Source organism: Pseudomonas inefficax, from assembly GCF_032164165.1.
In the GTDB taxonomy this organism is placed as follows: Bacteria; Pseudomonadota; Gammaproteobacteria; order Pseudomonadales; family Pseudomonadaceae; genus Aquipseudomonas; species Aquipseudomonas inefficax.
Genome location: NZ_CP134401.1, coordinates 551,724 through 573,899, shown reverse-complemented (window position 1 = coordinate 573,899; position 22,176 = coordinate 551,724). Strand labels below are relative to the sequence as shown.

Annotated in this window: 20 protein-coding genes, 1 tRNA gene and 3 pseudogenes; 18 read left to right on the top strand and 6 right to left on the bottom strand. The window is 58.1% G+C overall.

Features of this window, described 5'->3' with window-relative positions; translation table 11 throughout:
- Positions 1–114: 114 nt before the first annotated feature.
- From RIN61_RS02635 to RIN61_RS02625, 3 genes are all read left to right on the top strand, one after another.
- Positions 115–1,497, top strand: coding sequence for an amino acid permease (locus tag RIN61_RS02635; RefSeq protein ID WP_112252919.1), 1,383 nt, complete (start codon positions 115–117; stop codon positions 1,495–1,497).
- A 60-nt stretch (positions 1,498–1,557) separates the two neighbouring features.
- Positions 1,558–2,055, top strand: a complete 498-nt coding sequence (locus RIN61_RS02630) for a PaaI family thioesterase (protein ID WP_112252918.1) — start codon at positions 1,558–1,560, stop codon at positions 2,053–2,055.
- An 88-nt stretch (positions 2,056–2,143) separates the two neighbouring features.
- Entirely contained in the window at positions 2,144–2,839 is a 696-nt protein-coding gene (locus RIN61_RS02625) for a glutathione S-transferase N-terminal domain-containing protein (RefSeq protein ID WP_112252917.1), read from the top strand.
- Positions 2,840–2,945: 106 nt separating this feature from the next.
- Here RIN61_RS02625 and RIN61_RS02620 read toward each other — a convergent pair whose 3' ends face one another.
- Positions 2,946–4,562 carry an inorganic phosphate transporter gene (locus RIN61_RS02620; RefSeq protein WP_313855630.1) on the bottom strand — a complete coding sequence of 539 codons (1,617 nt, stop codon included), beginning with the start codon at positions 4,560–4,562 and terminating at the stop codon, positions 2,946–2,948.
- A gap of 127 nt (positions 4,563–4,689) precedes the next feature.
- Between RIN61_RS02620 and RIN61_RS02615 the strand changes: the two genes are divergently transcribed.
- The 14 genes and pseudogenes from RIN61_RS02615 (at position 4,690) to RIN61_RS02550 (ending at position 14,821) form a co-directional block, all read left to right on the top strand.
- Positions 4,690–5,076, top strand: coding sequence for a DUF488 domain-containing protein (locus RIN61_RS02615; protein ID WP_112252914.1), 387 nt, complete (start codon positions 4,690–4,692; stop codon positions 5,074–5,076).
- A 142-nt stretch (positions 5,077–5,218) separates the two neighbouring features.
- The gene (locus RIN61_RS02610; RefSeq protein WP_075045798.1) at positions 5,219–5,650 is read left to right on the top strand and encodes a GNAT family N-acetyltransferase; all 432 of its coding nucleotides are present in this window, start codon (positions 5,219–5,221) and stop codon (positions 5,648–5,650) included.
- A 117-nt stretch (positions 5,651–5,767) separates the two neighbouring features.
- Complete coding sequence (locus tag RIN61_RS02605; RefSeq protein ID WP_112253242.1) at positions 5,768–6,157, top strand: helix-turn-helix domain-containing protein; 390 nt, start codon at positions 5,768–5,770, stop codon at positions 6,155–6,157.
- 63 nt (positions 6,158–6,220) lie between these two features.
- Complete coding sequence (gene gacA / locus RIN61_RS02600) at positions 6,221–6,859, top strand: response regulator transcription factor GacA (protein WP_112252913.1); 639 nt, start codon at positions 6,221–6,223, stop codon at positions 6,857–6,859.
- Positions 6,860–6,865: 6 nt separating this feature from the next.
- Positions 6,866–8,689, top strand: a complete 1,824-nt coding sequence (uvrC, locus tag RIN61_RS02595) for an excinuclease ABC subunit UvrC (protein ID WP_252378244.1) — start codon at positions 6,866–6,868, stop codon at positions 8,687–8,689.
- 32 nt (positions 8,690–8,721) lie between these two features.
- A complete protein-coding gene (gene pgsA, locus RIN61_RS02590) occupies positions 8,722–9,282 on the top strand; it encodes a CDP-diacylglycerol--glycerol-3-phosphate 3-phosphatidyltransferase (RefSeq protein ID WP_015271035.1) in 561 nt (186 codons plus the stop codon).
- 64 nt (positions 9,283–9,346) lie between these two features.
- Positions 9,347–9,422 (top strand) — tRNA-Gly (locus RIN61_RS02585).
- A gap of 130 nt (positions 9,423–9,552) precedes the next feature.
- Positions 9,553–10,970: pseudogene (locus tag RIN61_RS02580) on the top strand (IS1182 family transposase).
- A gap of 192 nt (positions 10,971–11,162) precedes the next feature.
- Positions 11,163–11,426, top strand: coding sequence for a hypothetical protein (locus RIN61_RS02575; RefSeq protein WP_313855620.1), 264 nt, complete (start codon positions 11,163–11,165; stop codon positions 11,424–11,426).
- A pseudogene (locus RIN61_RS02570) lies at positions 11,423–11,599 on the top strand (cell filamentation protein Fic); the annotation flags it as partial. The gene RIN61_RS02575 and the pseudogene RIN61_RS02570, both read left to right, overlap by 4 nt.
- Before the next feature lie 19 nt (positions 11,600–11,618).
- A pseudogene (locus RIN61_RS26700) lies at positions 11,619–11,774 on the top strand (integrase); the annotation flags it as partial.
- Positions 11,775–12,041: 267 nt separating this feature from the next.
- On the top strand, positions 12,042–13,463 hold the full coding sequence (gene leuC / locus RIN61_RS02560) for a 3-isopropylmalate dehydratase large subunit (RefSeq protein WP_313857542.1): 1,422 nt from the start codon (positions 12,042–12,044) through the stop codon (positions 13,461–13,463).
- On the top strand, positions 13,460–14,074 hold the full coding sequence (leuD, locus tag RIN61_RS02555) for a 3-isopropylmalate dehydratase small subunit (RefSeq protein ID WP_313855616.1): 615 nt from the start codon (positions 13,460–13,462) through the stop codon (positions 14,072–14,074). The genes leuC and leuD overlap by 4 nt, the downstream gene beginning before the upstream one ends.
- A 51-nt stretch (positions 14,075–14,125) precedes the next feature.
- Complete coding sequence (locus tag RIN61_RS02550) at positions 14,126–14,821, top strand: RraA family protein (RefSeq protein ID WP_313855614.1); 696 nt, start codon at positions 14,126–14,128, stop codon at positions 14,819–14,821.
- A 20-nt stretch (positions 14,822–14,841) separates the two neighbouring features.
- Here RIN61_RS02550 and RIN61_RS02545 read toward each other — a convergent pair whose 3' ends face one another.
- Positions 14,842–15,759, bottom strand: coding sequence for a LysR substrate-binding domain-containing protein (locus tag RIN61_RS02545; RefSeq protein WP_313855612.1), 918 nt, complete (start codon positions 15,757–15,759; stop codon positions 14,842–14,844).
- A 122-nt stretch (positions 15,760–15,881) separates the two neighbouring features.
- Between RIN61_RS02545 and RIN61_RS02540 the strand changes: the two genes are divergently transcribed.
- Positions 15,882–17,201 (top strand): 2-hydroxycarboxylate transporter family protein, encoded by a 1,320-nt coding sequence (locus RIN61_RS02540; protein WP_313855609.1) that lies wholly within the window; start codon positions 15,882–15,884, stop codon positions 17,199–17,201.
- 436 nt (positions 17,202–17,637) lie between these two features.
- Here RIN61_RS02540 and RIN61_RS02535 read toward each other — a convergent pair whose 3' ends face one another.
- The 4 genes from RIN61_RS02535 to RIN61_RS02520 all read right to left on the bottom strand — a co-directional run bounded on the left by RIN61_RS02535 (position 17,638) and on the right by RIN61_RS02520 (position 22,162).
- Complete coding sequence (locus RIN61_RS02535) at positions 17,638–18,618, bottom strand: 2-hydroxyacid dehydrogenase (protein ID WP_313855606.1); 981 nt, start codon at positions 18,616–18,618, stop codon at positions 17,638–17,640.
- Positions 18,619–18,636: 18 nt separating this feature from the next.
- Complete coding sequence (locus tag RIN61_RS02530; RefSeq protein ID WP_313855604.1) at positions 18,637–19,509, bottom strand: isocitrate lyase/PEP mutase family protein; 873 nt, start codon at positions 19,507–19,509, stop codon at positions 18,637–18,639.
- Between the two features lie 64 nt (positions 19,510–19,573).
- Positions 19,574–20,887, bottom strand: coding sequence for a C4-dicarboxylate transporter DctA (dctA, locus tag RIN61_RS02525; protein WP_313855602.1), 1,314 nt, complete (start codon positions 20,885–20,887; stop codon positions 19,574–19,576).
- Between the two features lie 105 nt (positions 20,888–20,992).
- Complete coding sequence (locus RIN61_RS02520; RefSeq protein ID WP_313855600.1) at positions 20,993–22,162, bottom strand: mandelate racemase/muconate lactonizing enzyme family protein; 1,170 nt, start codon at positions 22,160–22,162, stop codon at positions 20,993–20,995.
- Positions 22,163–22,176: the final 14 nt, after the last annotated feature.

The following is a 22,176-nucleotide window of genomic DNA, read 5'->3' as shown; positions in this document are numbered from 1 at the left end:
AGGTCAGTACCCGCTTCCGGCATCTGCAAAACAACAACGAACATCAGAAATTTATAAGAATTCTGCTCCAGTCTTCAGCCGCTCCGCTGCGGCCGACCCATTCGAGGGTTCTTCATGGCTTCGCTACACAACAACAAACAGCGCTCCCTGCAGCACGGCCTGACGTCCCGTCAGGTATCCATGATCTCCATCGCCGGCATCATCGGCGCCGGCCTGTTCATCGGGTCCTCCAACGCCATCGCCACCGCCGGCCCGGCTATCCTCATCTCCTACGCCATGACCGGCCTGCTGGTCTTGCTGGTGATGCGCATGCTGGGTGAAATGGCCATCGCCAACCCAAACAGCGGCTCGTTCTCCACCTATGCCTCCGAAGCCATCGGCCCCTGGGCAGGCTTTACCATCGGCTGGCTGTACTGGTGGTTCTGGGTACTGATCATTCCGGTCGAGGCCATCGCCGGCGCCGATATCCTGCATGCCTATTTCCCTGACGTGCCGTCGTGGCTGTTCGCCTTCCTGATCATGCTGGTGCTGTCGGGTACCAACCTGATCAGCGTGAAGAACTTCGGTGCCTTCGAGTACTGGTTCGCGCTGGTCAAGGTGGTGGCGATCATCGCCTTCATCGTGGTCTGCAGCCTGGCAGTGTTCGGCGTCTGGCCGCTGGCCGAGGTGTCCGGGGTCAGCCGGTTGTGGGACAACGGCGGCTTCATGCCCAACGGTTTCGGCACCGTGCTCGGTGGCGTGCTGATCACCATCTTCTCGTTCTTCGGTGCCGAGATCGTCACCATTGCCGCTGACGAAACCGCCAACCCGAAAGACAAGATCCGCCGCGCCACCAACCTGGTGGTGTACCGCATCGCCATCTTTTACCTGGCGTCGATCTTCCTGGTGGTGTCGCTGGTGGCCTGGAACGACCCCGGGCTGAAAGCGGTGGGTTCGTTCCAGCGTGTGCTTGAGGTGCTGAACGTGCCGGGCGCCAAGCTGCTGGTGGATATCGTGGTGCTGGTGGCCGTGACCAGCTGCATGAACTCGGGCCTGTACACCGCGTCGCGCATGCTCTATTCGCTGGGTGCCCGCGGCCAGGCGCTGAGCGTTACCAAGCGTATTTCCGGCGCTGGCGTACCGACCGTGGCGGTCATCTTCTCGACCCTGGCCGGCTTTGCCGGGTGCTTCGTCAACTATGTGTTCCCGGGCAAGGTATTCGGCTTCCTGCTGTCCACCACCGGCGCCATCGCCTTGCTGGTGTACCTGGTGATTGCCGTGTCGCAGCTGCGCATGCGTGCCCGTGCCGAGCGTGAAGGGCGGCCGCTGGAGCTGAAGATGTGGCTGTTCCCGTGGCTGACCTGGCTGGTGATCGGCACCATCGTCATGGTGCTGGGCTACATGCTGTTCAGCGATGCCTACCGCTACGAGACACTGATGACCGCCGGGGTGACTGCGTTCATCCTGCTGGTTTCGCTGACCCAGCGGCGCGCCAGTGTGGCTACCCAGACGGCCTGATGTTTCTGCTTTAATGTGGGGGCGTTGCGCGCCCTTCATATCAATAAGCACAGGAAGCGTATGAACGACCATTCCCTTTCCCTCCAGGCCCTCGCCGCACCCGACGGCACTTGCTACGGCTGCGGTTGCTCCCACCCCAGCGGCCTGCACCTGCAAAGCCATTGGGACGCCGATGGCATCCATCTGGTGTGCCGGCACGCGCCCGACAGCACCTTCATCGGCTGGCCCGGCCTGGTCTACGGCGGGCTGCTGGCGATGCTGGTCGACTGCCACTCCAACTGGACGGCGATGGCTTACCACTACCGCAACGAAGGTCGCGAAGCGGGGAGCCTGCCGCGCATCGACTGTGTCACTGGCAGCCTTGGCCTGAACTACCTCAAGCCCACACCCATGGGCGTGGAACTGTTGCTCAAGGCGCGTGTGGAAGGTGAGGTCGGGCGCAAGACCCGGGTGATCTGCGAAGTCTGGGCCGGCGATGTGCTGACGGTGACCGCCGACTCGGTGTTCGTCCGCGTCGATACCGAAAAGCTCAAGCTCAAGGCCCACGGCCAAGCATGAGCCGACCGTGCTGAGGAGTGGTCGGTGATGGTCAGCGGTCGGGGATGTCTCTAGAGTGAGAGGTTCATTCCCCCAGGCAAGGTTGATCATGACCGATCTCAGTGCTTTCCCCATTACCCGCAAGTGGCCCGCAAAACACCCCGAACGCCTGCAGCTTTACTCGCTGCCTACGCCCAACGGCGTCAAGGTGTCGATCATGCTCGAAGAGATCGGCCTGGCCTATGAGCCGCACAAGGTCAGCTTCGACAATGATGACCAGCTGAGCCCCGAGTTCATTTCGCTCAGCGTCAACAACAAGATCCCCGCCATCCTCGACCCTAATGGCCCGGGTGGCCAGCCACTGCCGCTGTTCGAGTCGGGAGCGATCCTGCAGTACCTGGCGGAGAAGAGCGGCCAGTTGCTCAGCCAGGACCCGGCCCAGCGTTACCAGACCTTGCAGTGGCTGATGTTCCAGATGGGTGGCATCGGGCCAATGTTCGGCCAGGTGGGGTTCTTCCATTTCTTTGCTGGCAAGGAATACGAGGACAAGCGCCCGCGCGACCGTTATGTCAACGAGTCCAAGCGCCTGCTCGGGGTCCTGGACCGGCATCTGAAAGGCCGGGAATGGATGGTCGACGAGTACAGCATTGCCGATATCGCGATCTTCCCGTGGGTGCGTAACCTGGTCGAGCGTTACAACGCCCGTGATCTGGTCGGCTTCGAGCAGTTCAAGGAAGTGCAGCGGGTGCTGGCGGCATTCCTCGAGCGGCCAGCCGTGCAGCGCGGCCTGAAAATTCCAGGTTGAGTAGTTGACTCCGATCCTGTGGGAGCGGGTTTACCCGCGAATGCGATGTTGGGTTTACCGACGCATTCGCGGGTAAACCCGCTCCCACAGGGGACGGTGTACAGATTCAGAATATCTGGTGCAGCACCCAGTACAAGCTACCGGCCAAAAGCATCGCTGCCGGCAAGGTCAGCACCCAGGCCATCAGCAGGTTGACCAGCGTGCGCTTCTGAATCCCTGACCCGTTGGCCACCATGGTCCCGGCTACCCCGGAACTCAGCACATGGGTGGTCGACACCGGCAACCCGAACATGTCCGCCGCACCGATGGTGCACATTGCCACCACTTCAGCCGAAGCCCCCTGGGCATAGCTGAGGTGGGTCTTGCCGATTTTCTCGCCTACCGTTACCACGATACGCCGCCAACCGACCATGGTGCCCAGCCCCAGTGCGATGGCCACGGCCACTTTCACCCATAGTGGGATGTAGCGGGTGGCATCATCCAGCTGGGTCTTGAACAGCAGCAACTGGCTGCGTGTGCCTGCATCGAACCCTACCAGCTGGTTCTTCTCGATCAGGCGGATGGCTTCGCTGGTCAGGTACATGTCATTGCGCACGTTGGCCATGGCTTCGGCCGGTACCCGCTTGAGCGAGCCATAACCTTTGACCTCTTCGCCGATCATGCCGGTAAGCGCTGCCAGCGCCGGTATCAGTTGCGGGTTGGCCCGTGGCTCGGCAATGAACGTGGTCAGCACCTGGCGCGGGTCGGCCGGTGCCGCTTGCGGGTTGCTGCGCACCAGTGCCTGGCGGGTTACCTCGGCGACCGCGGAAAACTGCAAGGCTTGCTCATTGGGCATGGTCTTGTTCAGTGCGTAAGCCATCGGCAGGGTACCAACCAGAATCAGCATGATAAGGCCCATGCCTTTCTGGCCGTCATTGGAGCCGTGGGCAAAGGACACCCCGGTGCAGGTCAGGATCAGCACGCCACGGATCCACCATGGCGGAGGTGTCTGGCCTTCCGGCGCCTGGTACAGCGCCTTGCGCTTGACCAGCGCGCGCAGGGCCAGCAGCAATAGCGCGGCACAGGCAAAGCCGATCAGTGGCGAGAACAGCAGGGCATAACCGACCTTGCTGGCCTGGGCCCAGTCCACGCCACTGGTGCCGTCGCGCCCGTGCATCAGCGCATTGGCCACGCCCACGCCGATGATCGAACCGATCAGGGTGTGCGAGGATGAGGCCGGCAGGCCCAGCCACCAGGTGCCAAGGTTCCAGATGATCGCCGCCAGCAGCAGGGCGAAGACCATGGCGAAGCCGGCCGAGGAACCAACCTGCAGAATCAGCTCCACCGGCAGCAGGGCGATGATGCCGAACGCCACCGCGCCGCTGGAAAGCAGCACCCCGAGGAAGTTGCACAGCCCGGACCAGACCACTGCGACCGGTGCCGGCAACGAGTGGGTGTAGATGACGGTGGCCACTGCGTTGGCGGTGTCATGGAAGCCATTGACGAACTCGAAGCCCAGGGCAATCAGCAACGCCAGGCCCAGCAGCAGGAATGGCGTAACCGTGGTGATTACCGTACCGCTGGCCGCCACGTCCTGCTTCAGGCTCCAGGCGGTATAGGCAATGCCGGCCAGCAGCAGGCCGAAGAACAACACCAGGGTGGCACGCCCGGGTTTGTGGGCAAGTTGCGGGCGGGCATCGCGTTGAGCCAGTTGCGGCAGGCTGGCCAGTGAAGGGGTTGCCATGGTGGCTCCGGTTGGAGTGGGCAAGGGTGCCGAAGGCCTTGAGCATAGAAACAATTCGTAACCCGGCCGTGACCTCGATCAATGATTTATCTAGGCTCAAGACGGACGGTAGTGGCAGGAGAAGCCCATGATTCGCTGCAAGCGTGTCTACGATGCGGTTGAGCAAGACGACGGCCAGCGCGTGCTGGTTGATCGCCTGTGGCCGCGTAACAAACGCAAGGACGACCTGCACGGGCAGTGGTTGCGCGAAGTTGCACCCTCTGATGAGTTGCGCAAGGCATTTCACCAGGGAGAAGTGGATTTCGCCGGCTTCACCCAGCGTTACCGGCAGGAGCTGGCGGCGCACCCCGAGCACTGGTACCCGCTGCTCGATCTGGCCGGAAAGGGCACGCTGACATTGCTTTATGCGGGCAAGGATACTGAGCACAACAATGCCCGGGTGCTGGCCGAATGGCTGGAGGACGAACTGGATCGCCGTGGGCCCGGCAGTTCGCCCGTGTGCTACGCCCCATGATTGGTATTCGTTGTGCTGGCCCTATCGCCGGCAAGCCAGCTCCCACAGGTACGGCGCTGCCTTCAAGGCTATCGTTGTAACTGTGGGAGCTGGCTTGCCGGCGATAGGGCCGGGCCTGGCAAACCGAAGAGTCCGAAATGTGATGTCCCTGAAACTGACCCCCGCCAACGACACCCACCGCACCTTCGCCCGCGACCTCACGCGCCGCGCCATGCTGCCGTACTACCGCGAATACGACCTGCTGTGGCTAGAGGAAGCCTTCGACGAAGCCTGGGGCTGGCGCGAGCAATGGCTGGTGACCGAAGGCGACGCCGTGCTCGGCTTCTGCAGCCTCAGCCAGGACCGCCAGGCGCTGTTCATTCGCGAGTTGCATCTGCTACCCGAGCACCGTGGGCGTGGGGTGGGCAGCTGGGTGCTGGAGCAGTTGGCACTGTGGGCCCGCCAGCGGCACCTGCCGCTGCTGCGGCTGATGGTGTTTCGCAGCAACCCGGCGCGCGTGCTCTACCAACGCCACGGCTTCGTCGAAATGGGCGAGGACGAATGCTTTGTGCGCATGCAGCGCACGATCGACTAATAGCTTAATGATGGCTTGTCGCGACTGGTGAGCATCGGCATAGTGAACCCAGGCGTTCACGGCTGCCTGCTGGCGGGTAGGCCGTACATGATTGTGATCAGGGACAAGGAGAACCCCATGAATGGAATCGGTCCGCGGCTGCGGGAAGAGCGAGAACGCCTGGGGATGACCCAGCGCGTGTTTGGCGATATCGGCGGGGTCGAACCCAATGCCCAAGGCAAATACGAGAGTGGTGAGCGTTCGCCGCGGGTCGACTACCTGGCGGCTTTGGCAGCCAGGGGCGTGGATGCACTTTATGTGCTCAGCGGCACCCGCACCCCCGTACCGCTCGAGGGGCTGAGCACCGATGAGTCCGGTTTGCTGGGGGCTTTCCGGCAGTTGTCATGCGACGACCAAGCGGCCCTTTGGCACTTGTTGCGGCGTTTGACCAACAACGACAAATCCCGGCAGACAATGAGGCCGCTTACGGTTGAACGTCAGGCGTTTCTTACGGAAGGAATGCGTTAGGTCCGCCGTGAAAAATTTTGTTAAGGTGGCAGGATCCAATCGCCCTGCTGACGAGGTGTGTGCTTGATTAGGGTCTTAGTGGTCGACGATCACGATCTGGTACGAACCGGTATTACACGCATGCTTGCCGACATCGATGGTCTGCAGGTGGTGGGCGAAGGTGATTCGGGTGAATCGGCACTCAAGCTGGCCCGTGAGCTGAAGCCGGATGTGGTGCTGATGGACGTGAAAATGCCTGGCATCGGTGGCCTGGAGGCAACCCGCAAGCTGCTGCGCAGCCACCCGGACATCAAGGTGGTTGCCGTGACCGTGTGCGAGGAAGACCCGTTCCCCACGCGCCTGCTGCAGGCCGGTGCTGCTGGCTACCTGACCAAAGGCGCCGGCCTTGACGAAATGGTCCAGGCCATCCGCCTGGCCTTCGCCGGCCAGCGCTACATCAGCCCGCAGATTGCCCAGCAGATGGCGTTGAAACCCTTCCAGCCGCAGGGTTCGCCGTTCGATGCCTTGTCGGAACGGGAAATCCAGATTGCCCTGATGATCGTCGGCTGCCAGAAAGTGCAGATCATCTCAGACAAGTTGTGCCTCTCGCCCAAGACCGTCAATACTTACCGTTATCGGATCTTTGAAAAACTCTCGGTTACCAGCGACGTCGAACTGACCTTGCTGGCCGTTCGCCACGGCATGGTCGACGCAAGCCTGTAAAACCTCATGTCCCAAGTTTTCGATGCCAGCGCATTCCTGGCTACCTGCAGTGGTCGCCCGGGCGTCTACCGGATGTTCGACGGCGAAGCCCGGCTGCTTTACGTGGGCAAGGCCAAGAACCTCAAGAAGCGCCTGGCCAGCTATTTCCGCAAGACCGGCCTGGCGCCCAAGACCGCCGCGCTGGTGGCCCGCATCGCCCAGGTCGAAACCACCATCACCGCCAACGAAACCGAGGCGTTGCTGCTGGAACAGAACCTGATCAAGGAATGGCGGCCGCCGTACAACATCCTGCTGCGCGATGACAAATCCTACCCCTACGTGTTCCTTTCCGACGGCGAGTTCCCGCGGCTGGGCATCCACCGTGGGGCGAAGAAGGCCAAGGGCCGCTACTTTGGCCCGTACCCCAGCGCCGGAGCCATTCGCGAAAGCCTCAGCCTGCTGCAGAAGGCCTTTTCGGTGCGTCAGTGCGAAGACAGCTATTACGCCAACCGCACCCGGCCATGCCTGCAGTACCAGATCAAGCGCTGCAAAGGGCCCTGCACGGGCCTGGTGACCGCCGAGGAATATGCCGAGGACGTGCGCCACTCGGTGATGTTCCTCGAAGGGCGTAGCCAGCAACTGGGCAACGAGCTCAATGCCGAGATGGAGAAGGCCGCCATGGCCCTCAATTTCGAAAAGGCCGCCGAGTTGCGCGACCAGATCGCCTTGTTGCGCCGGGTCCAGGACCAGCAGTACATCGAAGGCGGCAGCGGCGATGTCGACGTTGTCGCCGCCTTCGTCAACCCTGGTGGCGCCTGCGTGCACCTGATCAGCGTACGCGGCGGGCGGGTGCTGGGCAGCAAGAACTTCTTCCCGCAGGTAGGTATCGAGGAGGAGGTGGCCGAAGTGATGGCCGCGTTCCTTTCCCAGTACTACCTGGGCAATGCCGAGCGCGAATTGCCGGGCGAACTGATCGTCAACGTGGTGCATGAAGACTTCGCAGCCATCAGCGAAGCCCTGCACACCCTGCGTGGCCGCGAGCTGACCATCAGCCACCGGGTACGCGGTACCCGCGCCCGCTGGCAGCAGCTGGCGGTGACCAACGCCGAGCAGGCGCTCAATGCCCGCCTGGCCAACCGCCAGCACATGGCCGCACGTTTCGAGGCCTTGGCCGAGGTACTGGGCCTGGACGAGGTGCCGCAGCGCCTGGAGTGCTACGACATCAGCCATTCCAGCGGCGAAGCCACCGTGGCCAGTTGCGTGGTATTCGGCCCCGAAGGCCCGCTCAAGTCCGACTACCGCCGCTTCAACATCGAAGGCGTCACCGGCGGTGACGACTACGCCGCCATGCACCAGGCCCTGACCCGCCGTTACGGGCGCATCAAGGACGGCGAGGGCAAGCTGCCCGACGTGCTGCTGGTGGACGGCGGCAAAGGCCAGCTGAACATGGCCCGTGACGTAATGCAGGAGCTGGGCTTCAGTGACCTGACCCTGCTTGGCGTGGCCAAGGGCGTGACGCGCAAGGCCGGTTTCGAAACCCTGTACCTGAACGACGTGCACCATGAGTTTACCCTCAAGGGCGACTCACCGGCCTTGCACCTGATCCAGCAGATCCGTGACGAGGCCCACCGTTTCGCCATCACCGGCCACCGCGCCCGCCGTGGCAAGGCCCGCCGGGTGTCCAGCCTGGAGGATGTGGCCGGGGTAGGGCCCAAGCGCCGGCGCGACCTGCTGAAACATTTCGGCGGCCTGCAGGAGCTCAACCGCGCCAGTATCGATGAAATCGCCAAAGCGCCCGGCATCAGTAAAAAGCTTGCCGAGTCGATTTATGCCAGCCTGCATAGCGAGTAGAATGCGGGCTCAACTTGCGGCCAGTCGTACCGATGAATATTCCAAACCTGCTCACCGTTCTACGCGTCCTGCTCATCCCGATCTTCATCCTGCTGTTCTATATGCCCTATCACTGGAGCTATATGGCCGCCAGCAGCGTGTTTGCCGTTGCCGCCGCCACCGACTGGCTGGACGGCTACCTGGCGCGTCGCCTGCAGCAGAGCACGCCGTTCGGTGCGTTTCTCGACCCAGTGGCCGACAAGCTGATGGTGGCGGTGGCCCTGGTGCTGCTGGTGCAAACCCACGCCAACTTCTGGCTGACCCTGCCGGCTGCGGTGATCATCGGCCGCGAGATCGTGGTATCGGCGTTGCGCGAGTGGATGGCCGAGCTGGGCGCGCGGGCGCATGTGGCGGTGTCCAACCTTGGCAAGTGGAAAACCGCGGCGCAGATGCTGGCGCTGGTGATCCTGCTGGCCAACCCGCCAGCGGTGACCTTCTGGGTAATTCTGGGTTACGCGCTGCTGCTGGTGGCGGCGGGGTTGACCCTGTGGTCGATGGTGCACTACCTGCTGGCCGCCTGGCCGCACCTGCGCGAAGGCTCGGAGCAGAAGTAAAAGTTTTTTTGAATCAAGGGGTTGACGCTGTTTTAGAAATCGCTAGAATGGCACCCATCACGACGCGGGAATAGCTCAGTTGGTAGAGCACGACCTTGCCAAGGTCGGGGTCGCGAGTTCGAGTCTCGTTTCCCGCTCCAAATTGGCCCTTATCGAAGTATTTCGGTGGGGCAAGAAATAAGGCCCTTCGCAGACTGTGTGAAAACCTAGCAATCTGTCCGGCCCTTTAGGAAAATGCTCCGCATCGAAAGATACGGAGCATTTTTCGTTATGGCCTACATCCAGGGAGAGTCCCGCAGCCAGACCAGCTTGTTCCCGGTCTCGCTGGAAGAGCTGATCCCTGAGGATCACCTCGTTCGTGTCATCGACCTGTATGTCGCTAGGCTGGATTTGGCACAGCTGGGTTTCGACAAAGCTCAGCCCAAGGCCACTGGGCGCCCTGCCTACGACCCCGCCGATCAGCTCAAGCTCTACCTCTATGGCTATTTTCAGCGCATCCGTTCATCGCGGCGTCTGGAAGCCGAGTGCCAGCGCAACATCGAAGTGATGTGGTTGCTTAACCGACTCAAACCTGACTTCAAAACCATCGCTGACTTCCGCAAGAACACAAAGTCGCTTTCGTTACGACGTGCCGGGCCTTTGTACAGTTCTGCCGAGCTGCCGGTTTGATTGCCGGTGACCTGATTGCCATCGACGGGAGCAAGTTTCAGGCAGTTGCTTCTTCGCGGCGCCATTTGAACTTGAATCAACTCAAGCGTCAGGAAGAGAAGCTGGATAAGCGAATCGCTCAATACCTGGCTGAGCTGGATGCCGCTGACAAGACTGAGGGCGAGCAAGTGGTAGATCGCTCTGCGATCAAGGCGGCCTTGGCGAAGCTTGAGGCCAAGCAGCAAGACAACCGCAGTTGCCAAGCCTTGATGAAGTCGATGGGGCTGGAGCAGTTCAACACACATGAAAGCGATGCCCGAATGATGCGCACGCCAAAGGGGGCGCGTGTTGCCTATAACGTACAGACCGCGGTCGACGCAGAACACTGTCTGATTTTGCATCACGAAGTCACACAAGACGGTGATGACCGCAAGCAGCTTGAACCCATGGCTACAGCTACTAAGGCTGAGTTGGGGCAGGAAGCGTTGACCGTGACAGCCGATATGGGCTACTCAAACGGCCAGCAGTTCCAAGCGTGTGAGGAAGCCTCCATTACCGCGTACGTGCCGCCAAACCGAACCTCGAACCCAGGCGGAGAGACATTATTCGAGCGCAAGGACTTTACCTACGACGCCGAACAGGATCGGTACCAGTGCCCGGCAGGTCAGTGGCTAATGCTGAAGCAGCGCTACAAGGGCGACCGGATCTACCAGGCGGCGATCAGTGATTGTGCCAGGTGCGCGCTGAAAGCCCGATGCACGACGGCCAAGCGCCGCTATGTCTCGCGCCACGCTCAAGAGGAAGCCTTTGAGCGCATGGCGCAGCGAATGCAACTGCATCCAGAGATGATGGAGCGACGTCGATCCATCGTGGAGCACCCGTTTGGCAATCTCAAACAATGGCTATTTGGGAACGGGCGCTTCCTGCTGCGACAACTCGAAGGTACAAGAGCTGAAATGGCGCTGGCTGTGACCGCTTACAACCTCAAGCGAGCGATCAGCGTCCTGGGTGCCAAGCAAATGATGCAACTGATGGGCTGAAGAGCCTTTTTCAGCACAAAAACAAACGCCCCGAACAAGTCGGGGCGTTTGGTCTAGGGCCTGTCAGTGTGTTTTCACACAGTCTGTTCGGGGCCTTTTTTCGTTTCTGTCATTTGCTCTTTTCACTCCGCCGCCACGCCTGTCTGCTTGATCGACGCCACGCTAAGATCTGGTCATCAAAGGAGGCTTGAGATGCCCCGATCTTCTAATACCAGTGTTGCCACTGAAGTCAGAAACCTTGCCCAAAAGCACCATGTTACCGCGGAGCGTGACGGGGTGAGTGGTATGGCTGTGACTATCAGTCGTCTGGCTGGCGATATCATCAACCTGGACGTCGTCGAACAGTTGCTGGTGAACCTTAAAAGAAAAGGCGTGCTCAGCAAGGTTGAGATCATGGCACTGCAAGGGCGCTATCTCGCCGAAAAACGGTGCACCAGGAAACCGATCCGCGCATGAGCTTCGATCCGTTCGGAGATTTCGAGGTGGCAGGCTACCTGCAGAATGCCCTGCAACTCAAAGACCCTGTCGAAGTCAAAGAGTCGGAGCATTTGTCGTTCGAAGCAAGTATCGAAGAGGCGCTGGCGTTTCTAGAGAATGAGCCTTCGATCGACTATGGCGCGGTTCTCAAGGCGTAGCAGGGCTCGACACAACCCTGCTGCAGACCTGGATGTGGTGGCTATGCCCAAGCTACCGGTTGAGCACAATCCCTTCCTGCGCATGGAGGAGGTGCCTCAACTGCTGAGCAAGCTGCGAGGTTATCATGGCGGTCATGTCGACTGGCAGATGGGGCTTGCCATGGCGCTGGGCGGATTACTCAGTGTAAGTTGGGGAGTTCGGTGGGCTTATCGCGCCCCGGAAAAAACTCTTGTGCGGCTTATTTTCTTGCTTTTTGACCGTAAGCGCAGTGCTCTTGTTGATTCGGCCGTGAATAAATTCACGAACTGTGAATCCATGCTCCACTGAATGCGCGTTGATGCGCTTTACCGTATCGATATCCTGTTGTTGTTAACGCTGCCGCGCAGTGACCGTGATGCCTCAGGGCCTGAACAACAACAAGGGTATGAACTTGCGATGAGCAACCCAAGAACGCTATATCAGAAGCATATCGATTCCCACTCTGTCTGCGAGCTCGATGATCAGGGCCATGTCCTGCTGTACATCGATCGTCAAGTCGCCAACGAGTACACCAGTCCCCAAGCTTTCAGCGGCCTGCGCGAAGCGGGGCGCAAGGTTTGGCGCCCATCCGCCACCCTCTGCGTGGTGGACCATGTAAACCCGACTGCTCCGGAGCGTATTGCCGACATGCCTGATGCCGGCGGGGCGCTGCAGGTCAACTACTTTGAACAAAATTGCCGCGACTTTGGTATTGAGCTGTTCGATGTATTGGACAAGCGTCAGGGTATCGAGCACGTTGTAGCCCCTGAGCAGGGGTTTATCCTGCCGGGTATGGTCGTCGCTGCAGGTGATAGCCACACCACCACTTATGGTGCATTGGGGGCGTTCGGCTTCGGTATTGGTACTTCCGAAATCGAGCACCTGCTGGCTACTCAGACATTGGTTTACAAGCGTCTGAAAACCATGCGCGTCACTGTCGAGGGTGAGCCAGGTCCTGGCTTGGTGTCCAAAGACATCATCATGGAACTGATCCGCCAGATCGGCGCTGCAGGCGCCACTGGTTATGCGATTGAATTTACCGGTCCTGCGATCAGCGCGTTGAGTGTCGAAGCACGCATGACCATCTGTAACATGGCTGTAGAAGCCGGCGCGCGTGGTGCTTTCATGGCGCCCGACGACAAGGTCTACGCCTACCTTCAGGACAAGCCCCGTGCGCCGAAGGGAGCGCAATGGCAAGCGGCTGTTGAGCAGTGGAAGACCTTGTTCACCGACCCTGACGCGAGCTTCGATAAAGAAGTCCACATGCATGTTGCGGACGTGCAGCCCATGGTCACCTGGGGCACAAGTCCCGACCAGGCAGCCTCGATTACAGGTGTCGTGCCTGATCCGATGCAGGAGAAAGATCTCATCCTTCGTCAGGACCTGCAGCGTGCTCTGCGCTACATGGATCTGCAGCCTGGCACCGCGTTGGAAGGTATCCGCATTAGTCACGCCTTCATCGGCTCGTGCACCAATGCTCGAATCGAAGACCTTCGGGACGCCGCCCGCGTGGTCAGTGGCCGCAAAGTTGCGGCCGGTGTACGGGCGATGATTGTTCCTGGTTCGACGATGGTTCGTGATCAAGCGGAATCTGAAGGGCTTGCGCAGATTTTCCGCGATGCAGGTTTCGAATGGCGCCAGTCGGGTTGCTCGATGTGCCTGGCCATGAACGACGATGTTCTGAGCCCAGGGGACCGATGTGCTTCAAGTACTAACCGTAACTTCGAAGGACGCCAGGGCGCCGGTGCACGTACTCACTTGATGAGCCCAGCGATGGTTGCCGCTGCTGCGGTCACTGGTCATTTGGTCGATGTACGTTCTTTGGCGTTGGAGGCATGAGCATGGAACCTTTCAAGTATGTAGAGGGCTACGCTGCCCCGATGCTGGCAGCTAACGTCGATACCGATGTGATCATGCCCAAGCAGTTTCTCAAAGGTATCGACCGGAGTGGCTTGGACCGTGGCGTGTTTTTCGACCTGCGCTTCCTCCTCGATGGCACGCCAAACCCAGACTTCGTGCTCAATCAAGATCCATGGAATACCTCGACCTTCCTGGTGGTGGGCCCCAACTTTGGCTGTGGTTCCAGCCGCGAGCATGCGGTTTGGGGATTAAAGCAGTTGGGCATCCGGGCGTTGATCGGTACCACGTTTGCCGGGATTTTCTACGACAACTGCCAGCGTAATGGCGTACTCACCATCCAGCTCAGCCCCGCGGAATTGAAGGAATTGGGGCACGTGGTGAGTGAGCGTGGAGGTTCTTGCATCGCGATCGACCTTGAGGCACAGCACATTCTTCTGGTGGACGGTAGAGCAATCGAATTCAAGATCGATGCACTGCGCAAGCAAGCACTAATGCTGGGGCTGGACGCCATCGGCACGACGCTGCAGCGCAGCGATGACATTCGTGCCTTCGAGGCGCGCCACCTTCAGAGCAACCCCTGGCTGGTTTGATCGAAAGCTGATTGATGGGCGGGGGCGCGTCCCCCGCCTCGGAGTGTTGCCATGTTGAATGGATCTAGCCACGGCGACTGGCCTGCAGGCTATCTGATCAATCCCTGCGCGCCATCCTTGTCCGGGCAATGGCATGAGGCATTCGAAGGGATGCCCTCGGCCATCGTGAGTGATAGCTTGGGCCGTAATGCCGGCGGTTTGGGTTTGAAGCCCTATCACGGCCTACGCCATCTTTGTGGCACAGCGCTCACCGTACGGGTGCGACCGGGTGATAATTTGATGGTACTCAAGGCTATCCAAATGGCGAGGCCAGGCGATGTGCTGGTAATCGATGGCAGCGCCGACCTAAGCCGGGCTGTGATTGGTGGCATCATGCGGGCCATGGCCATCAAGGCGGGCATTACCGGGGTGGTAATCAATGGTGCCATTCGGGACCGAGAAGAATGGCTCGACGGCGAGCTACCGGTCTATGCGCTGGGTTATGTTCACCGTGGTCCCAGTACCGACGGTGGTGGCGAGATTAACGTTCCGCTGGTGTGTGCGGGAATGTTGGTCAATCCGGGGGATCTCATCGTTGGCGATGCCGATGGTGTCGTCGCAGTGAGGGCTGAAGAACTTCCCAAGATTCACGCGCGTTGCACCGAGTTGTTGGATCGCGAGGCCGCCATTCTCAAGGCAGTGGCCTCCGATGACCTGGACCCTACGCGATTTGACGAACTCTTGCGAAGCAAAGGGTGCCCTATTTAGCTTGGAACAATGGAACCGGTTCAGTCCGCTTTTAAACGACTGAACCACCCTTCGAGGAATTCGACGCAGGCTCGAAGCTTGCCTGACTCTCCCAGCCTGGTCGGATAAACCGCCCATACATTCGCGCTTTGACTGTAGTCGTGGAGTACCTGGACTAGGCGCCCCTGCTCTAAAAGCGGTTTGACATCCCACATCGATCGCAACAATAGCCCGCGATGCTTAAGGGCCCACTGCAACACTATCTCACCATTGTTGGATGACAAGCGCCCGTTGACCCGAACGGTTACTTCTTTATTGCCGTTTCGCAGCTGCCAAACGCCAAAGCTGTTATTCCTCTCTTTCAACACCAGGCAATCATGTTGCGCAAGATCTTCCAGTGTCTTGGGTGTGCCGCGTTTTTCCAGATACTCAGGCGTCGCACAGATAACCCTTCGATTAGCCACTAACTGGCGGCTAATATGCTGGCCGGGAATATCATCGCCAACGCGAATCTCCAGGTCGAAACCTTCCGCAACGATATCAACTACGCGGTCAAAAACGTCCACGCGCACTTCGAGGTCGGGATATTCCACCGCCAATTCGGCAATCGCGGGGGCGACGTAATTTCGCCCAAAGCCGAAGCTGCTACAAATATGCAGAAGGCCACGTGGTGCTTTGCGCACTTGGCTAAGGTCGCCCATAAAGTCGTCAATGTCATTCAAAATCCGGGTAGCCCATTGCTCAGCCCTGACACCTGTATCCGTGAGGGCGATACGCCGAGTTGAACGATGAATCAGCTTTGTGCCTAGCGTTTGCTCAAGGATTTTGATGCGTTTGCTGATGTAGGCAGGTGACTGCTGCAGCTCGATCGCGGCGGCGGCAAAGCTTAATTTGCGAATGACTGTCAGGAACACCCGCAGGTCTTCGGGCAGTGGAGCTTCTTCATGATTCGTGTTCATAGCGTGCATAGATGGCATGTTTTTCTACAGGTGGGTAAAGGATAGCATGTGCCTAGCCTCGAGCTTCCGTGATTCAGGCAGATTTTAATTTTCCTCACACAAAAATAATTGAGGACCAGTCAATGACTTCGCTTGCCCTTGCCTCATCGAAAAAAAGCCGCTTCAGTGCGCTCATGGAGTATGAAATCGGAGTGATCCCATTTCCATACTTTCTTGGCATATCCCTGATCGTATTCTGCTCCGCGCATTTTGGACTCTTGCCAAAGACCATGATTGGTGGTTTGGCTGTCATCATGACGCTTGGTATGTTTTTGGGTCAAATCGGGCAACGTTTGCCTATTCTGAAAGATATAGGCGGCGGAGCCATTCTATGCCTGTTGCTGCCTTCAGTGCTAGTGTTTCATGGTTTCTTCGGTAGCACGACAATCGACGCTACCAAGATGCTGATGAAAGATGCCAACTTCCTTTATTTCGTTATTGCCAGCCTGGTGGTGGGTAGTATTTTAGGTATGAATCGGACCATCCTGGTTCAAGGGATGATTCGCATGTTCGTACCCTTGTTGGCGGGTACTGTCGCTGCAATCGCGGCCGGTATTTTGGTTGGTGTGAGCTTTGGCTACACCGTGCACCACACTCTCTTTTACATTATCGTTCCCATCATCGGCGGGGGCATTGGTGAAGGTATTTTGCCGCTGTCTTTGGCCTATGCCCATATCCTTGGAGGCTCACCTGAGCAGTTCGTAGCGCAGCTGGTTCCCGCTGCGGTTGTGGGAAATATCGTGGCTATCATCTGTGCTGGTGTACTGGCTCGCATAGCGGTTAGAAAACCGCACCTGAATGGCGACGGTATGCTGATTCGCGCCAAGGAAGAAAACGACCAATTCAAGGTGGAAGAGGTCGAAGATAAAGAAATCGACTTCCGTTACATGGGCGCGGGCGTACTTCTGATCTGTGCGTTCTTTGTGTTGGGTGGGCTGCTGGAAAAGCTGGTGCATATTCCAGGCCCTGTAATGATGATTGTTGTCGCTGTACTGTTTAAATATCTTCGGGTACTGCCGGACCGGCTTGAAAAAGGTAGCAAACGTTTCTACAAGCTGGTTTCGACGGTGTTTATCTGGCCAACCATGATCGGTTTGGGCATGCTCTATGTTCCTCTGGAAAGTGTGGCTAGCGTGTTCTCTCTTGGTTATGTGATGGTCTGTATCGCAGTCGTAGTTGCGATGGCGCTAGCAGGCTTCCTGGTGGGTAATATGCTGAAAATGTACCCGATCGAGTCTGCCATCGTTACCTGCTGCCACAGCGGCTTGGGCGGCACGGGCGACGTCGCAATTCTTTCCGCTTGTAACCGTATGGCATTGATGCCGTTTGCTCAGATTTCCACGCGAATCGGCGGGGCGGCTACTGTAATCGCCGCGACGGTTCTGATGGGAATCTGGCATTAATCTAGCTGGTCGGTCACCGGCTTAGATTGGATGTACCTTGGCCCCCTTTTTCATTCCCTTTTGCCACGCTCTTGGGGGAATGCAGGAAGGGGGTTTTTTTATCGATATGTCTATCTCGCTGCTCACAACCGAAACCAGCAGTTCCTGGTACTGCAGCTGATTCAGGCATTCGCTGTGTTTACAGCAAATCCATCCGTGGTGAGCATCAGGCTCAAATCACTATAGCTGGCTTATGCTCTGTAGCTGATGAGTTTGAACCGACGGGAAGTGAGGCGAGTGCCTGGCGGGGCGAGGGAGAAGCGGGCAAGGGTAGGCGCGGGACTGATATAAAGAACAGGGGCTGAGTGGCTAACTCAACCCATGTCACTGGGCGCGCTGTGGCCAGAGGCTAAATTAACGGCAAAAGGAGTTTGGTCGCGTCTTTTGAAATGCCGGTTTAGGATCTTTGTTGCAAGGCTTCGGGATTGACCAGGTCTTTAGGCACTTGGCCGTCAAGCCCAGCTAACAGATTCTGCAGCGCGCGCTGCGCCATGGCCAAGCGAGTTTGAATGGTGGCAGAGCCGATGTGAGGGACTGTTACAGCATTGTCGAGTTTGAACAGTGGCGACTCTGAAAGAGGCTCTTTCATATACACGTCCAGACCTGCAGCGCGTATGCGCCGACTTGCCAAAGCATCAACCAGCGCGCTCTCGTCGACGATAGGGCCTCGTGAGACGTTGATAAAAATGGCCTCGGGCTTCATCAAAGACAGTTCTTGATGGCTGATGAGATTCCGGGTTTCTGAAGTCAATGGAACAACAGGGCAAACGAAATCAGCTTCTCTTAATAATTGATATTGAGGAACCCACTTTGCCCCAAGCTCTGCTTCAAGATCCGGTTTGCGGCTGCTCCCGGAGTAAAGAATGGTCATGCCAAAACCAAAACGCCCTCTGCGTGCGATCGCGGCGCCGATCTTGCCCAGGCCGATGATACCGAGCGTCTTGCCGTGGACATCACAACCAAATGCCGACTCATCAATAGTTTTTTGCCAAGCACCTGATTTTGTCCAGGCGTCGAGCTCTGGGATGCGCCGGGCCGTGGCGAAAATCAACGCGAAGGCGAGATCGGCCGTTGTCTCATTCAACACATCTGGGGTATTGGTCAGCAGGATGCCGCGCCGAGTCAGATACGCCAAATCATAATTGTCGTAGCCCACTGAAATACTAGAGACAATCTCCAGATTGTGCGCAGCCTCAAGCTCACGTTCGCCCAATTTTCGGTTGCCGCCAATCAGTCCATGAGCGCTCGGAAGCGCAGCCTGGAATTGAGCATCAATGTCACCGTTTTTTGCATCGAGTATTACAATATTGTAATGGTCAGCATACGGAGCCAGTAGGTTCGGATGAACGCGGCTAAATGCGACGATCGTTTTTTTCATCAAAACATGACCTATAGGTTAGTTAAAGCTTCTGCCGGCCTGAAGATAGGTGTCGGCTAATCGTTTGTAGCTATCGGACAAAGAGTATTTTGTAATTAATTGCGAAGCTGTCAATGCTGGATGTTCGCCTGGCTGTTCCGCGCAAAGTGCCTCGTAGGTCGCTCGCACCGCGGCAAAGTAGGGCTTGTGCCCGTTAACAACTATTCGAACATTCGCTGCGGCTAGTCGATCAGGATCGGCCAGTTCAGGGTTGCCATAATTTATTAGCATAATCGGCACTCTTAAATGCGCAGTTAGCTGGGCAAGATGATCGAAGTCCTTCACGCCCACTAGGCAAATGGCATCGGCGCCGGCTTTTTGATAAGCGGTCGTTCGGGCAATTGAGTCGTTGAGTGTTGTGACCCCGGCATGGGTTCTGGCGATTATGCTCAGGGTCTCATCGGAGCGGGCGACTCGAGCCGCATAGATTTTGCTTGCAGCCTCATCGAGGCTGATCAGTTGCGTGGAGGCGTTATTGTATCCTGCGGGCAGCTGTGTATCTTCAAGCGTCAGGGCTGCGACTCCGGCTTTTTGCAGTTCAGTAACGGTCCGCATGACGTTCAGGGCATTTCCGTAACCGTGATCGGCGTCGGCAATGACCGGAATTTGGCTGGCTCTGCCAAGCCTGGCTGCTTGCTCGGTGAATTCGTCTAGCGTAATCAGGGTAATGTCCGGTGCACCGAGAACCTGAAGAGAGGCGACAGAGCCACCCAAGATGGCTGTTTCGAAGCCGATATCGGCGGCCATGCGCACGGAGAGGGGATCGAAGACTGAGGCTGCAAACTTACACGACGCCCCCTGCAGGAGGGCGCGAAACGCGGTGCGAAGTTCCGAATGAGACCGTTCGTTCATGAGGTAGCTCCCAAAGCAAAATGCCAGCTCGCGTGATAAGCGCGAAGCTGGCATCTGTTACTGCTTACTTTTGAATGGCGTAGGATTCCGATTTCTGCTCCGGTTTGTCGCTCTTCAGTGCGGCGACTTCACGCTTGGCTGTTTCGACATCGAACGCGTTGTCCCATTTGGCAATCGCGATCGTGCCGATACCGTTACCAATCAAGTTGGTCACGGCCCGAGCTTCGTTGAGGAACCGGTCAATTCCCAGGAGCAGTACCAGACCAACCAATGGAATTGTATGGATAGTGGTGAGCGTGGCTGCCAAGGTAATGAAGCCGGCACCTGCGACACCTGCCGAACCTTTAGAAGTGAGGAGCAGCACGCCGAGCAGAACCATCTGATCCATAAGCGACAGCGGTGTATTGGTCGCTTGAGCGACGAATATTGCAGCCATCGTCAGGTAGATGCAGGTACCGTCAGCATTGAAGGTATAGCCTGTGGGTAGGACCATCCCCACGACGGATTTTTTGCAACCCAGCTTTTCAAGTTTAGCCATCATCCGTGGCAACACCGCTTCAGTGGAGCAGGTCCCCAAGGTAACGAGGATCTCGTCTTTGAAGTAACGCAGGAACTGCATCAGCGGCAGCCCCGACCACCGTGCCACCGCACCCAGGATGACAACGATGAAGACCAGGGTAGTAATGTACAGCGCGATGAGCAGTTGCCCGAGGGAGAGGAGGGTGCCCACGCCGTACTTGCCAATCGTGAACGCCATCCCAGCGCCGGCACCCAAGGGAGCGAGGCGCATGACCATAGCGACGATCTTGAACAATCCGTGCAGGAAGAGATCAATCATGTTGATCAATGGCTTGCTGGTCGGACCCATTTGCACAAGCGCCACACCCATCAACACCGAAAGCAGGATGACTTGAAGCATGGAGCCTTTGGCAAAGGCATCGATGAAGGTGCTGGGGATGATATTCAGCAGGAAGTCGACGGTGCCGCCTTGCTCTGATGCCGCTTGGCTGTATTTGCCAATGGCACTTCCATCGAGAGTGCCCGCGTTGATGTTCATGCCAACGCCTGGCTTGACGATGTTGACGACTACCAGGCCGATGACCAAGGCAATCGTAGAGAGAATTTCAAAGTAGATTAACGCTTTGACACCAATGCGTCCTACTTCTTTGATGTCGCCCATTTTGGCAATACCGACTACTACGGTGCCGAAGATGATGGGGGCCAGCAGCATTTTAATGAGTTTGATGAAACCATCGGCAAAGGGTTGTAGCTTGGCGCCGATGTCAGGCTCCAGATAACCGATCAGACCACCGATCACGATGCCAATCAGTACCTGGACATATAGCTGGCTGTACCAGCGGGATTTGGACGTTTCCACGAGCGCACCTCATTTTATTTTTGTGATCGGCTGTGTGGTCAAGCGCCGCCGAGCGACGCTTGTGATCCGGCAGTCTTGCGGGTGCAAGACTGCCGTTGGCAATGATCAGCCTTCGCCCAGCTCACGCATGACTTTGTACAGCTCCGATTTGGCCTCGAAGCCGACACCTGGGATATCCGGCAGGCCGACGTAACCATTTTCAACGCGAATGCCATCGGCAAAACCACCGAACGGCTGGAACACATCTGGATAGGATTCGTTACCGCCGAGGTGCAGACCGGCTGCAATGTTCAGCGACATCTGGTGGCCGCCGTGCGGCACGACGCGGCGAGACGACCAACCCATTTCTTCCATGACTTTCAAGGTGCGCATGTATTCGACCAGGCCGTAGGACAGGGCGCAGTCAAATTGGACATAGTCGCGGTCCGAGCGCATGCCACCGTGGCGCAGCAGGTTGCGAGCATCTTGGTGAGAGAACAGGTTTTCACCAGTGGCCATCGGCAGCTCGTAGTGATTGGCCAGTTCTGCTTGCAGCGCGTAGTCCAGAGGATCGCCTGCTTCTTCATACCAGAAGAGGTTGTAAGGTTTCAGCGCCTCGGCATAGGCGATAGCGGTTCGCTGATCGAAGCGACCGTTGGCGTCGACGGCCAGGCGGCGACCATCCCCGACCACCTTGATGACGGCTTCGATGCGGCGGATGTCGTCAGCCAGCGGCGCTGCACCGATCTTCATCTTGACGACGTCATAGCCGCGGTCGAGGTAGCCACGCATTTCATCCTGCAGCTTGGTGTCGTCCTTGCCTGGGTAGTAGTAACCACCGGCGGCATAAACCCAAACCTTGTCGTCTGCCTTGCCACCACGGTAGCGGTCAGCTAGCAGGCGATACAGCGGCTTGCCTTCTATTTTCGCTACAGCGTCCCAGACGGCCATGTCGATGGTGCCAACTGCGACCGAACGCTCGCCATGACCACCTGGTTTCTCGTTGGTCATCAGGGTTTTCCAGATGGCGAACGGATCCAGGTTGTTGTGTTCCTTGTCGATCAGCGACTCTGGGTCGGCTTCAGTAATGCGAGCCAGGAAGCGATCACGCATCAGCGCGCCTTGACCATAGCGACCGTTGGAGTTGAAGCCGTAGCCGATCACTGGTTTACCGTCGCGGATTACATCGGTGACCACTGCTACAACCGAGCAGGTCATTTTCGAGAAATCGATGTAGGCGTTGGCGATTGGCGAGGCAATGGAAACGGTCTTTTCGCGGATGTCGACGATACGCATGATGCGCTCCTCTT